The sequence below is a fragment of the Metabacillus sp. KJ11-3 genome (genome assembly GCF_055808295.1).
Map to the genome: position 1 here is coordinate 2713873 of NZ_CM147865.1, position 13968 is coordinate 2727840.

Here is a 13968-nt window from a genome sequence, read left to right on the forward strand (position 1 = left end):
AACAATCCAGATAAAAAAGGACTGTCATCTTATGTTGCAAAATGTGCACAGTCCCCTTTTTTCATCATTCAATCTTTCTACATATTTATTCACTATCATTTCCATTATTAGCAAGTTGAATTTGTTTTTTTACTTTTTTTAGTATCGCTCTTCTTGTGAATATACCTTCAAATATGTTGTTTTCATTTATCACACAAACAAACGGATGATTCACAACAAGGTCTAAGCCTTTTTCAACGGTATCATGTAAATACAACCTTGGGATATCCGTATTCATCACTTCTTCGACCTTCATATTCTCTAACTTTTCAAATTCAATTCGTTCCAATCCGAAAATATTGTCCATTATTAAATTCATTCCAATAAGTCCATGTAATGTAAATGTCGGGTCCAAAACAGGAATGGCTGTATAGCCTGTTTTTGTTAAAACTAATAATGCATGCTCTAAATTATTACCTATCTGGACATGTGCTACTTTATCCCCTGAAATCATTAAATCTTGTATAGTTAAACCCATTAATTCATTGGCACTTAAGCTAAACATGTTGTTCTTCCTCTCTAAAAAGCTATTTTTAACCACAAAGAGGTGTGTTAAAGTTTCCTAATCTATCATATCATAAAATGAAATTCCATTTCTTCGTTTACTCTCCTATATTCTTAAAAAGATAAGAAATCGTAATATTTTAACTGTTGAGATCCGTTGTATACGGTTCATACAGCTATACAATGTGGTTTTTCTGATGACAAAAAAATGATACTCTTGCAGGAGTATCTACTTATTCAAGACTATTTAATTCTCATTTGGTATATCTATTTGCATAACTGAAAGCTGTGTAGGATTCCGGTTTTATTTTTGCCTCGATTCCCATTGCTTCAATTCTTCCAGTCATTTCTTGGATTAATTCCTTTGTCACTCCTCTTCTGCCAATATCCAAGTGTATCTCAAAAATTAAATCTGCTCCCTCATCTGCAAACGGAATTAGAATATCTGCTAATTCCATTAAATATTTAGAAATAAAATAGTAAGCAATTTCCTGGCTTAGTGCTGTTTCCATTGAGATCTTTTCTCTAATGCTTGTAATCGGCCGGTTTACAGTATGGTTTTTCAAGCAACCCCACGCACCTTTACCAACCCTATGAAGGTGAACAGCTGTAATAAACTTTGTTTCTGTCTGATGAACATGTGAATCTGACCCAATAGACAATACATATTCTGAACGTGGGTCCTTTAACATAAAGCCTTTTATACGCTCAAGTACAGTTTGAAAGGACATCCTCTTCTCAGAGACATTATAAAAGGTGAAAGAATCGTTCATCTTACAACTCCTTGTCATATTTCATTGTTAGTATGTTCGAAAAACAAATTTTCCGTTACTATACTGTATGACGAAGACAAGACATAATATGAATAAAAAATAGCCATACCAGATGGTATGACTATTCCCCTTTACTTGTTTCAATGTTTCTAATGGTCTCGTGACATTGAGTACAGGTAAAGATCACATTTTGATTAGATTGTGCTGTTAATGATTCTGAAAGTGGTCCTTTTCCTTGACAAAATGGACAAATAACAAAAGGATCTTTTTTCATTTTGCCTCCTTAGTTTTAAAACTGTTATTGAAGGAGATCAAAAATTTCCATAGCAATCATATCAATATTATCGAATTGATATGATTGAGGTTTTTCACCTTTTTGATAAACCTCAAGCTCAAACGTACTATTCTTGTCAAAATATTTTACACTGCAACGTTTTTCACCTTCAACCTCAAAAAAGCGCTGGATAGGTTCTCCTGAACCAGAATTTTCTTGAAGATTTTGAAGTCTTGTAATAATACCTAAAAGTTGTGACACCAGATATCCCCCTTCCGGAAGAGTTAACGTATAACTAATTCCTTCGTTTTATTGTTTACTCTACCACTCATTCTATCCACTAAACGACGATTCAATAATCAGCATCTTACTTTTGTGCCATGTCAATTTTACACTATGTATGTAGGGAATTCCAAGGAAATTATCAAAGTATGTTAAACTTCCTTTATTTTGTCCACTTTTTCATCATATTATATGAAAATGTCGTTTATTTATTTACGCTCGAAGCAGTAGCCTGTATAATTGTAACACATATTCCTATGATGTTCATAAAACAGATGTTGTTCTATTAACTAACACAAATACATTCATTATTCTACTAATAAAATTTGTTATCAATGACTCCATAGGAAATATTTATTGTTTGGGGAGATAAACGTGAAAAAAATAATTGTATATTCTCAGCCAAGTTGTCCACCTTGCCAAGTTGTTAAACAATTTTTAGACCATCATAATATCACTTATATTGATAAAGATATTAGTGTCGATAAAGATGCACGGCACACCCTTGTTGAAGATTTACAATCATCGTCAACACCCACTGTTACTGTTGACGACCATGTTGTTATTGGGTTTGATTTAAAAAAACTTGAGGAACTATTAGGATTGTAAAAGGAATAGAAAAAAGCTTGGTGACCAGCCAAGCTTTTTTCACTCTATTAAAGGGGTTTGGGGAAAACGAGAGTTTATGACTAATCAAGTTCCTACGTAGCAATAGGCAGTAGTTGATTATCTTTCTCATTTATAATGATAATGATTATCACTTTCAATGTCAAATGTTTTTTTCATAAACTCACATCATTTTCTCTATGAGAAAATGATGTGAAATTGTCTTTGAGTAAAAATAAGGTAACAAGATCTGGCTTAAGTGTTGATTTAAAAGATATCCTCTTTCATTATGATTATCCACTTCTGAATTTTTTGTCCCTCTAACTTCTTGTCCATTCTTTTTATTATGTCCAATTTCTTCTAAATTTTTTGCATAGTTTTTAATATCAGTAACCATTAATCCTTTTTGTGTTTTCGTTAATTTTACCCACTCATAGTGGTCATCATAGCTAACAGGACCATCATTTGAGGCAGGGAAAAATTCATAAACAACAATTTGTTCATTTTCTTCAACAATCTTTGTCTTTTCGTCAAAGCTAAAAAACGGAATCACGTGAATTGGAAAATCTGTACCATAAACAATATATTTCCCGTCTTCTTCAAACAGATTTTTGTTTAAATATTGGGATGTTATATCTTTATCAAAATATTCAGAAAGAATTTGGATTATTTCCTCTTTTTCTCTTGGCTTTTCTGATAATGATTGTTGTGCTTTAAAGGCATCTTGTAGATGAGATAAGATGTTTTCTCTATTCAAACTTTCAAGGTTTGAAGCAAATACTGGATGAGAAAATACCAGGAGAATAGCTATGATAAGTAAACTGCAACATACTTTATTTTGTCTCATTCTTATTCCATCCTCTCTCATTAATGATTTGGACAATCTTTATCTCTTCCCTATTTTACCAACAAATTTGTCAATATAGCGGTATGAACGTTCGTAAAATCCAATCAAATTATGACAACAACCTTCATTATTCTCTACCCAATTTGACAAAGGTCTAATCGATCTTTATAAATTCACAAAAAAAACAGTGAACCTTTGTCCACTGTTTACCATGATATTGAAAAAGCCAAATAAAAAATATAAGCTAATGAAAGAACTGCTGCAATCATATAGGCCAAAAAAACAGGATTACGCGAATAAGGATGATCCTGCACCTTCTCATTTAACTGTGTATCATATTTCGCTTTTCTTCCACTAACAAGCTTCCCTATTTTAAAGGTATATATTAAGCTTGTTACTAATATTAGTAATGCGATTACACCAAGAACCATTGTTAAATAGGTCATCCTACTGTCACCCCTTTTATAAATAGGATGACTCACTCAATAAATAAATATGCCTTGGAAAAACTTATAATAGACCTTCTTCTTCATAGAGGTAATCATAAGACAAGTCAATAAATAGATAATGCTTTTGGTTTAAGGGAAAGGAAAATGTCCGAATTAATTCTCCCGTTTCAATATCACTGTATACATCACTTAAAAATCCTTTTTGATCAAATCTCATTCTCATAATATTGGCTAAGAAATAAGGTCGCCAACTCCAGTTATTTAAGTAATATTGCGGCTGAATTTGCCAATTATCCTTTTTGAAAATATTAACGGATTGTTGAAAACCATCTTCATCACAAATATAAATTCTAAAACTACAGTCATCTAGCTGCTTTGATAGCTGTTGTAACAGATCTTCGTAATCAATAAATTGCTTCCCTATTTTATGAAGCACTTGTTGCACACGGTTGTTAAAGGCTTCCGTAAAAAGATAAAGTTTTTCAAGCTTCTTTTTCTCGGAGGAAATATATGTCTGGAACTCATATTTTAGCATATTTTTACAATCATCAATTTCTGCAAATTCCCGTTGTGGTTTATTTAAGTAAAATCCTTGATAATAACGGCCGCCATTCTTCCACGCATATTGAAGCTGAAAATTGACCTCAATATCCTCATACAGCAATGTAGCCCCAATCTTCCTTGCTAAAAGGGAGATTGAATAAAGTACATCGTAATATGATTGGGATGGTGAACTTAGTCTTAATGGCTGTAGATCTATTTTTAGAATATCAGGAGATAAAAGACCAATCCGATCAAGATTACTACTAGCCTTACCTATATTATCAATCGCTACTTTAATACCGTATGTTCTGTAATATAATAAAAGATGATAAAGTTGTTCAATATCACCTCGAAAATTATGTTCGGTAATCTCTAATACGATCTGATTAAGTTTTAATCCTTTTTCCTGTTTATCCAGTAGGATGTTTAAAAAACTTTCACCATGATCCATCATTAATAAGTTTGCATCACGGTTAATAAAGAGATGAAGATGCGATTCCTTTAATTCCAGAAACTCATCTATTGCATTATGTAAGATAGAATCGTCTACTTCAATCCGATATTCATCTGGAATGTTTTCATCCTGGAAAAATTCACCCAAACTTTTAATCTCATGATTTAGCTTTATTCTTCCTAATACTTCATATCCGATGATCCTTTGTTCATCAGCGCTGAAAATGGCCTGGTAGTAAGGTATAACCTTATCTATATTCGTTAACACATCTAACGGATCCATTGCAATCCCCTCACATATCTCTATCTGTATAAACATAATTATAGCATATTAAGGGAATGTTTAGATGTATTTATACTTTGTGAACAATGGTTTTACTTAATGTATAGATGTGTCAACAGTTAGACTTAACTCTCGTATTAGAAAGGATGCTTATTTAACCATTGAGCACCATCCATTGTAATACATTCTCCATTAATATAAGCTGCATCATTTGAAAGAAGAAATGATGCTAATGCTGCAATTTCCTCAGGCGTACCCAAACGACCTAGTGGAACACTATCGATCGTTCTTTTCGCCGCTTCCTCAGATTCCCATAAACGCTCAGCTCCACCTGTTCTTTCAATTGGCCCAGGTGCAATAGCGTTCACCCTTATTCCATATTTTTTCCCCCATTCTACAGCTAAGGTTCTCGTCATTGATAATACTCCGGCTTTAGCAGCTGCTGAATGAATAACACCTGCACCGGCTCCCCATGCATATGTAGCCACAATGTTTATAATCGAACCTTTTATTTGCTTATCAATCCAATAATTCCCTACAGCGGATGAACAATAAAAAGTACCATTTAGGACAATATCAATGACAGATTTCCAACCATTAATTGACAGCTTTTCAGCTGGACAAATAAAATTTCCTGCAGCATTATTAATTACTGCATCTATTCTTCCACATGTTAAATCAACATATTGAATTAATTCTGATACTTTTTCCGGTTCTCTTATATCTGCTTGAAAAGAAAAAATTTTCCCAGTTTCTCCGTCGATATCTTTTCGAGCCTCATCAAGTCTATCCTGATTTCTCCCAACAATAACAACATTAGCCCCTTCACTAGCAAATCGCTTTGCCATCACTTTTCCCATACCGCTAGAACCACCAGTTACAATGATCACTTTATTTTTCATGTTCTTCCCTCCTGCCCTTTTTATGAATGACTATTCATTCATCTATTTTATCATAACTTAGCCCTATTATCTAATGAAACTGAAGGTTCATCTTTACGTTTAAATAGGACTTAGTCATAAAACCGTGCTATAATTTAGTATGAAATAATTGATCTATTGAAAAATGTTTGAGAATGGTTGGTATTTAATGAAAAAACTTTATTCAAGAAGATCTTTTCTTAAAGGACTTTTTTCCATATCCATTGGAGGAATCTTGGCTGGAGCCGGCGGGTATACATATGCTCGATATTTTGAACCTGGTTTCTTAGATATAAATCAACTAAAAATTACACATTCAACGATCCCAAAATCGTTCGATGGATTTAAAATTGTTCAATTCAGTGATACACATCTTAGTGAATACTTTACGATTGGAAGACTACGAACAATCGTCGATAAAATAAATGATCTATCACCTGATTTATTGTTTTTCACTGGTGATTTAATGGATGAGCCTAATCAATATTCACAAATAAATGAAATTGTTCCTGTACTTGAAAAATTAGAAGCTCCTTTTGGAAAATTTGCTGTTTATGGAAATCATGATCATGGAGGATATGGGACTGATATTTACCAAAATGTTATTACAATGTCAGGCTTTACATTACTCCAAAACCAAGTGCAAAATATTTCCATGTTAGATGGACATAAAATTTCCGTTTCCGGGATTGATGATCTAATGTTAGGGAGACCAAGCTATGAAGGAACTTTAGGTAAATTAAATAAACATACATTTAATATTTTATTAGCACATGAACCGGATGCTGCTCTTGAGTCAAGAAAATATCATGTTCATTTACAATTGTCAGGTCATAGTCATGGTGGTCAAGTGCAGCTTCCTTTTTACGGCCCTCTTATTACACCTCCATTCGCAACTGAATATTTTGAAGGAATGTATGATATTGATAATATGAAGCTCTATGTTAATAGGGGCTTAGGAACAACAAGACTTCCTTTTCGCTTTTTATCCGTTCCGGAGATTACACAAATAACTCTTCATTCTGAATAAGAAAAGCACAAGCGCCTAGTCCATCAAGGGGCTTAGCGCTTGTGCTAGAAAAAAGTACCTATTTTATACTTTCTTAACTCAAAATAAGGACAATTTCTAAGAAATTGTCCTTTTAATACTTTAAATTTTCAACTTATTAGAAAAGACATCAACTTCCTCCATTCTTGGCGTAAAGTCATGTCTTACTGGATCTTCAATTATTCTTCATCCTCTAGCAATTGATAGGCTTTGCTAAATAATGTGAGCTGGCTATCAACTAATGCTTCATCCTCATTGCGTTTAACATAATGGTAAACTCCATGTTGATCTTGTTCTCTTGCCTTCACATTATCAGCTAAATTCAGAGCCAGCACCTGGTTTAGCCTCATTTTTATATGACCCTCATAAATAGGGAACAAAATTTCAACACGTTTTTCCATATTCCTTGTCATCAAGTCTGCAGATGAAAGAAAGGTCTTCTCTTCACCATTATGATGGAAAAAATAGATTCTACTATGTTCTAAAAATCGCCCAACAATGCTTCGAACTCTAATATTTTCACTTACGCCCTTTATTCCTGGTCGTAAGCAGCACGTTCCACGGATGATTAAATCAATCTGCACACCTACATTTGATGCTTCATAAAGTTTTGTAATGATCACTTTATCTGTTAATGAATTCATTTTTGCAATAATACGTCCGTTAGAGAATCTCTTTTGAAATTGAATCTCTTGATCTATTAATTTTATAAAATCTTTTCTAATGTCAAAAGGTGCCACTGAAAGATGATGGAAGTCTGGCTTTTCAGTGTATCCACTTAAATAATTAAAAAAGTTTGTTGCATCAATTCCGAACTTACGCTTTGAAGTGATAAGTCCCATATCTGTATAAATCTTTGCTGTTTGATCATTATAATTACCTGTGCCTAAATGAACGAAACGTTCAATCCGGTTATTTTTTCTTCTTACGACAAGTGTTATCTTACTGTGAGTTTTTAAATATGTCATTCCATAGATAACATGACATCCGGCCTTTTCTAATTCCTTAGCCCACTGTACATTTTTTTCTTCATCAAAGCGTGCCTTCAGCTCAACTAAAACTGTTACTTGCTTACCGTTTTCAGCCGCACGTTTTAATGCATCAATAATTGGCGAATCTCCACTAACCCGATACAATGTTTGCTTAATCGCTAATACATCCGGATCGTCAGCAGCATCCGATATAAACTCTACTACCGGTTCAAATGATTCATATGGATGATGAAGAAACACATCCTGTTCTGATACTTTTTCAAAGATATCCTCATCTGAAGAAATGTCCACCGGTGGCTGGGGAATTAGAGCTTCAAATGTAAGATCTTCTCTAAGTTTTGACATTTCTTTTGCAAAGCTAAATAGGAAGGTTAGATCAAGAGGTCCATCAATTTCATATACATCTTTTTCATGGATTTCAAGTTCTTTAGTTAAATAACGCAGAATGTTTAAGTCAAATCCATTTTTTTGAATTTCCAACCTAACCGCAGCTCCCCATTTACGTTTCTTTAACTCTTTTTCAATCTCTTTCAGTAAATCCCGAGCACCTTCTTCATGTATTGTCATATCCGCATTTCTTGTAATCCTAAAAACTGAAACTGACACTACTTTATACCCCTTGAAAAGCTTATGAATAAATGTACTGATAATATCTTCTAATAAAACAAACCGATTTTGATCAGAGGAAGTATGTAATTTTACAAATCGTTCTAAAACAGCAGGAACTTGAACGATTGCTGTCTTATAGCGATTTTCCTCGAATTCATCGTTATCCTCAATCACAATGGCCAAGTTTAAGCTTTTATTGAGGAGCATAGGAAATGGGCGATATGCATCAACTGCCATAGGTGTTAAGACAGGGAAAATCTGCTCATCAAAATATTCCTCGAGAATTTTATAATGTTCAGACGTTAAGTCAGTCATATGTAGTATTTCGATGTTTTCTTCCCTTAACTGTGGGATAAGCAAATTATTGTATGAGTCATATTGCAGCCCAACTAGCCTATGAGCATTTTGAGCAATTTGATTTAATTGTTGTTTTGGGGTCATCCCAGCTTTATTTTCAGGCTTATTAAATCCAGCCTTTACCTGATCTTTTAATCCCGCTACACGAACCATAAAAAACTCATCTAAATTAGAGCTAAAGATAGCCAGAAACTTTAACCTCTCAAATAAAGGGTTATGCTCATCTAAAGCCTCTTCTAAAACACGTTCATTAAATGCAAGCCAGCTTAATTCTCTATTGTTATAATAAAGCGGACTTTGAAGATCCAAAGCTTTTTGATTGATTGTATTCATGTACCTTCACCCTTTTTCGACAATTTCTTTTGTTTCATAATAGCACTAAGGGACTAATTCGATTGTAAATTTTTTGTAAATTATTATTAATTTTTCGTAAATAGAATTCGTTTTGTCTTGCTACTTTTTAAAATGTCCTCCTCAGGAAAAAATAATTGTTATTGACCTTTTCAATAATTTTTCTAAATGCTTTTTTTGCTTTTCAGCTTGATATTGTTCCGGTTTCCAATCATGATGACATGTAATAGAAAAGGTTAATCCTTCTTTGTAAGTATGTAAATCAATGGATTTAATAATATTTCTTTTTGTTGCATTTAAGCTGTAAGCAAATTTTAAGATTGCCCCTAATATCCTATATGTTTGTAACTCTTCTCTTGAGAACCATTGACTATATGGAGTAACATATCGCTTAAATCCTGACTTGCTTGTATAAGAAGCGATGAGGGCAACAATCATACGGTCTTTATGAAATAATCCATCAATTGTACGATTTGCTAATAAATAAAATGTGTGCTGACTGCTTGATTCAGAATCGATATATGATCCAAGATTATAAACAAAGGCACCCCGTTTTAAAAACAACTTATCCTCATCTGTTGTTGAAATAACTCCAGCTTTATTTAATAATTCCGTTATCATTACAGCACTATTTGTAACATGAAAAACATGATTTAAATTAACGTTATAGTCTGTTGCAAGCTCATAAAAGCTTTCCTCAATAACATTAGGAAAAAAGAAATACCAAATTCTTTTGTTAATTCTTCAAAGAAAACTCCATCCCGTAACCCTTTTCGACTTAAGGCAAAATGTTCCGCTCCTACGATGCTCATTAACTGACGAAACACCTCAACAGCAGGTATAATAATATCTGCACGGTCTTTTGAAAGTCCTTCTACCTTTTGCAACTCGGGAAATGAAAGGGATTGTAGATACTGATTCATTTCAAAAACATCTTCTCTACTCATTAAATATTGATGAACCCCGGCAATTGGATAGGCAACGTATTCTTGATGAATTTGGACCAGGTTACGTGCACTACCTCCGATACCAATTATAGGTAGACATTTATCTTTCACCCATTCTAACTGGTCCAATTGATTTTTAATGAAATTACGAAGGGTTATTAATTCTGATTCAGTGGGAATTTCCCCAGAAATAAATTGTTTTCTTAATGATAAAGCCCCAAAAGGAAAACTATGATAGTTCATTAACTTCCGGTCATGAAAGTACGTTACTTCTGTACTTCCTCCACCGATATCTATAGTGATCCCACTCTGAAAGGATGTTGTATTGACCACAGCTAAATAACCAAAATAAGCTTCTTCGTATTCAGACAAGATTTGAATTGAAAATTCAGTATCATTATTTACACGTTCAAGAATTTGCTGTTGATTTTTTGCTTGTCGAATAGTAGCAGTTGCAACACACTTTACATCATATAAAGAATGATGGTTCGTAACTTCCCTAAAACTTAATAGTGAATCAATAAGTATACGAATACCATCCTCTGTTAAGTCTCCTTCATCCGAAAGAAAATTTCGTAACCGTGCAACAACCTTAACATTTTCTATTTCTTTTAATCTACCGCTTTTCTCACGTAAATAAATAACCAAACGCATTGTATTTGAGCCGATATCAACAATTGCATATTTTTCTCTATCCAAATTCAACACCCTTATTTTCAAAATAAAAATACATTTACTTTTACACAAGTCATAGAGCTTCAACTTTACAGATTATCAACTAAAAAGAAAAATAAACAGTCATAAATTAATGTACATTATAACATATTCATTCATAAGGTATATTAAGTTTTAACCTACAAAATCCCTGTTCCTTGGGCAATTTACTTCCAACTGGAGTGATGTTAATGATTCATACTGTTCAACGAGGAGAGTCATTGGCCGTAATCGCTGCTAATTATCGCACATCTATACAACAGCTCATAGCTGTTAATAGGATTACCAATCCAAACTTACTATTTATAGGTCAGAAAATTACAATACCAGGTTTACCCGATCCCAACAGTATTCCCTATTCCATAGAGATTTCAATCTCACTGAAAAGGTTAACTTTAATCATGAACGGACAGGTAATGAAACAATATCCTATTGCAGTTGGTAAAATGGTTACTGCTACTCCTGTAGGAGACTTTGTGATCGTAAATCGTGAACCAAACCCTGGAGGTCCATTTGGAGTAATGTGGCTTTCTTTATCCAAGATACACTATGGTATTCACGGTACAAATAACCCTGCTTCGATTGGAAAAGCAGTATCACTTGGATGTATCAGAATGTATAATGAGGATGTCGTGGAATTGGCTTCCCTGGTTCCAAATGGAACTAAAGTATCAATTAGACCTTAAGATTTTATTAAGATTTTGTAATTAACGTATCAAAACGAGTAATATTACCTTATAATGACAAATGGAATATTGTCATATAAGGAGCGTACCCATGAAAATCTTTCATAATCGAAATTTTGTAAAATTATTTTTTGCAGCCCTCTTCTCTCAAATGGGAACAACGATTGGAAACATGGCTTTTGCCTTTTATCTTTTAGATCACTTTAGTCATCAACCTTCTTACGCAACTATAGCTGAATTAATGTATTCACTACCAACCATCCTTGTGTTTTTTATCGTCGGAGTCGTTGCAGATCGATTTGATCGAAAAAAAGTGGCTGAAAATTGCGATTGGATTCGAGCTGCCTTAACAGTTCTCCTTTTCGGAGCTCTTTTCACCAATTCTATTCCTTTTATTTTTCTCGTATTATTTTTAAGAAGTGCTGTTACTAAGTTCTTTTTCCCAGCGGAGAACAGCCTTGTTCAAGGAATATTAAATAAAGAGCAATATGCCCAAGCTGCTGGATTAAATCAAATGCTTTTTAGTATCTTTATGGTGTTTGGAGTTGGTTTAGGAGCCGCTATCTATAAAACAGTTGGCGTCCATGGTGCGGTCATTGTAGATTTTTTTAGTTTTATATTTTCTGCTTTGTTAATCCGCTCTTGCAAAATCCCTACTTCTGCAAGATTGCCTAATGGGAAAGTAGACTGGAAAGATGTAAACATAAAATCATCTATTGGAGACTTTAAGGCTGGTATTCTTTATATTGTCAAAAACCGATTGCTTTCCGTCCTTATTTTCGGATTTTTTATTTTCGGATTCTTCAACGGAGCTTTCGCCATTTTACCAATGTTTACCATGAAATATGAGTTATCACCAACGAACTATGAATGGTACGCTTCTTTATTTGCTGTTTCCTTAGGCTTCGGATTGTTAACAGGCAGCGGTTTAGGAACCTTGATTGCCTCAAAGTTCAAGCCTCATCAATTAATGATTTTTCCTATTTTCTTAACAAGTTTACTCATTTTCTTTTTAGGCTTTACAGATAAACTTTCTGTCTTCCTTGTCGTTGTGTTTATTATTGGGACATGCCTGGGACCAATTAATATTGCTATAGGCGGTTGGATGCCAAAAATAGTACATCCGAAGCTAATGGGACGTGTAAGCGGTTGGATTGATCCTTTAATGATGTTCGCCCAATCCGCAACACTGGGATTAATTGCTCTCCTTTTCCCTAAGTTTATTCAAGAAATTGATTACTTATATTATGGTATTGCATTTGTCATATTATTGGTTTCTTTATTCTATGCTTTTACCTTACCTAAGCTAAGCGAAGCTTTTGATAAGAAACAAAAACTACTACAACACAAACAAAAAACACAAAAACCAAGTAATGTCCCATCGATGTAAAGAAAGTGCATCTGCTCAACTGATATACAATTGAGCAGATACACTTTTATTTTTATTTCATCAGAAAGTATATTAATTTTATGGATGATAGTATAGAAGAAACTAAGGCTTTCTCCATTAGGACAGTTGACAAGCCTAGTTTTTCTAACCTTTTCTAATGTACTTGTTTATACAATAATACGAAATAGCTATTGAATTATTCAAAATAAATACCGTAACTTGTTGCATTTTACTCTTTACTAAGTATAATTTAAGTAAGAAACTTATTAAATGAGAGTGTAAAATGAAAAGGAGAGAACCAATGGAGGATCATAATCGTCTCGATCCAAGTAATCAACAATCTACAGAAAACCTCGCCCGTGCTATTTATGTTGTAAATAGACATGCAAAAACTGCGCCAAACCCTAAATTTCTCTATGCATTAAAGAAGAAAGCATTATTGAAACTTGTCCACGAGGGGAAAGCTTTAAAAAAAGGACTACATTTTTCAAACAATCCTAAATTTAGCAAACAGCAATCAGATGTTTTAGTATCAGCAGGAGAATATTACTTTCATATGCCTCCTACAAAAGATGACTTCGATAAACTTCCACATTTAGGTACTTTAAATAAAACCTATCGAAATCCCAAAGCACATATGTCTTTATCAAAGGCTAAAATCCTTTTACAATGTTATGTTGGTATGAATGAAGAAAAAAAGCCAGCTCAATCCTTTCAATCAAAAAAACACGTACATATGAAAAACCCGTGTTTAAAAGATTAGGTGAAAGTTACAGGTAATAATAGCCACACTTTGGAAATACGCACTTTTATAAGTGGCTATTCTCCACATATATTCTACCATCCCTGAATTTTTTCTATATTTTAACAAAAGGCTATCATGTATATTACAACATGATAG

General features: G+C 33.4%; 13 protein-coding genes and 2 pseudogenes. 5 read left to right on the forward strand and 10 right to left on the reverse strand.

Translation table 11 applies throughout. The features are described 5' to 3' along the window. Positions 1 to 85 precede the first annotated feature (85 nt). From cbpB to AC0L8O_RS13810, 4 genes are all read right to left on the reverse strand, one after another. Positions 86 to 544 (reverse strand): cyclic-di-AMP-binding protein CbpB, encoded by a 459-nt coding sequence (gene cbpB / locus AC0L8O_RS13795; protein ID WP_026562806.1) that lies wholly within the window; start codon positions 542 to 544, stop codon positions 86 to 88. Between the two features lie 253 nt (positions 545 to 797). Continuing rightward, positions 798 to 1316, reverse strand: a complete 519-nt coding sequence (locus AC0L8O_RS13800; RefSeq protein ID WP_473443055.1) for a ribonuclease H-like YkuK family protein — start codon at positions 1314 to 1316, stop codon at positions 798 to 800. 121 nt (positions 1317 to 1437) lie between these two features. After that, positions 1438 to 1590 (reverse strand): hypothetical protein, encoded by a 153-nt coding sequence (locus AC0L8O_RS13805; RefSeq protein ID WP_473443057.1) that lies wholly within the window; start codon positions 1588 to 1590, stop codon positions 1438 to 1440. Between the two features lie 24 nt (positions 1591 to 1614). Then, the gene (locus AC0L8O_RS13810; RefSeq protein ID WP_473443059.1) at positions 1615 to 1851 is read right to left on the reverse strand and encodes a YkuJ family protein; all 237 of its coding nucleotides are present in this window, start codon (positions 1849 to 1851) and stop codon (positions 1615 to 1617) included. Between the two features lie 396 nt (positions 1852 to 2247). Here AC0L8O_RS13810 and AC0L8O_RS13815 point away from each other — a divergent pair, with 396 nt between their 5' ends. After that, positions 2248 to 2481 (forward strand): glutaredoxin family protein, encoded by a 234-nt coding sequence (locus AC0L8O_RS13815; protein ID WP_473443062.1) that lies wholly within the window; start codon positions 2248 to 2250, stop codon positions 2479 to 2481. Between the two features lie 181 nt (positions 2482 to 2662). Here AC0L8O_RS13815 and AC0L8O_RS13820 read toward each other — a convergent pair whose 3' ends face one another. The 4 genes from AC0L8O_RS13820 to fadH form a co-directional block, all read right to left on the reverse strand. Then, entirely contained in the window at positions 2663 to 3325 is a 663-nt protein-coding gene (locus AC0L8O_RS13820; RefSeq protein ID WP_473443064.1) for a DUF3993 domain-containing protein, read from the reverse strand. A 206-nt stretch (positions 3326 to 3531) separates the two neighbouring features. Next, a complete protein-coding gene (locus AC0L8O_RS13825) occupies positions 3532 to 3771 on the reverse strand; it encodes a hypothetical protein (RefSeq protein WP_034332189.1) in 240 nt (79 codons plus the stop codon). A 64-nt stretch (positions 3772 to 3835) separates the two neighbouring features. Then, positions 3836 to 5053 carry an EAL-associated domain-containing protein gene (locus AC0L8O_RS13830; RefSeq protein WP_473443066.1) on the reverse strand — a complete coding sequence of 406 codons (1218 nt, stop codon included), beginning with the start codon at positions 5051 to 5053 and terminating at the stop codon, positions 3836 to 3838. 137 nt (positions 5054 to 5190) lie between these two features. Continuing rightward, entirely contained in the window at positions 5191 to 5955 is a 765-nt protein-coding gene (fadH, locus tag AC0L8O_RS13835) for a 2,4-dienoyl-CoA reductase (protein WP_473443069.1), read from the reverse strand. Between the two features lie 187 nt (positions 5956 to 6142). Between fadH and AC0L8O_RS13840 the strand changes: the two genes are divergently transcribed. Then, positions 6143 to 7003 (forward strand): metallophosphoesterase, encoded by an 861-nt coding sequence (locus tag AC0L8O_RS13840; protein ID WP_473443071.1) that lies wholly within the window; start codon positions 6143 to 6145, stop codon positions 7001 to 7003. A gap of 197 nt (positions 7004 to 7200) precedes the next feature. On the opposite strand, the gene AC0L8O_RS13845 is transcribed toward AC0L8O_RS13840, so the two are convergent. Next, positions 7201 to 9312 carry an RNA degradosome polyphosphate kinase gene (locus AC0L8O_RS13845; protein ID WP_473443073.1) on the reverse strand — a complete coding sequence of 704 codons (2112 nt, stop codon included), beginning with the start codon at positions 9310 to 9312 and terminating at the stop codon, positions 7201 to 7203. A gap of 141 nt (positions 9313 to 9453) precedes the next feature. Beyond that, positions 9454 to 10931: pseudogene (locus AC0L8O_RS13850) on the reverse strand (Ppx/GppA phosphatase family protein). 251 nt (positions 10932 to 11182) lie between these two features. Between AC0L8O_RS13850 and AC0L8O_RS13855 the strand changes: the two are divergent. From AC0L8O_RS13855 to AC0L8O_RS13865, 3 genes and pseudogenes are all read left to right on the forward strand, one after another. Further along, positions 11183 to 11677, forward strand: a complete 495-nt coding sequence (locus tag AC0L8O_RS13855; protein ID WP_473443075.1) for a L,D-transpeptidase family protein — start codon at positions 11183 to 11185, stop codon at positions 11675 to 11677. 91 nt (positions 11678 to 11768) lie between these two features. Then, a complete protein-coding gene (locus AC0L8O_RS13860) occupies positions 11769 to 13067 on the forward strand; it encodes an MFS transporter (protein WP_473443077.1) in 1299 nt (432 codons plus the stop codon). Positions 13068 to 13368: 301 nt separating this feature from the next. Then, a pseudogene (locus AC0L8O_RS13865) lies at positions 13369 to 13847 on the forward strand (YkyB family protein). Positions 13848 to 13968 lie beyond the last annotated feature (121 nt).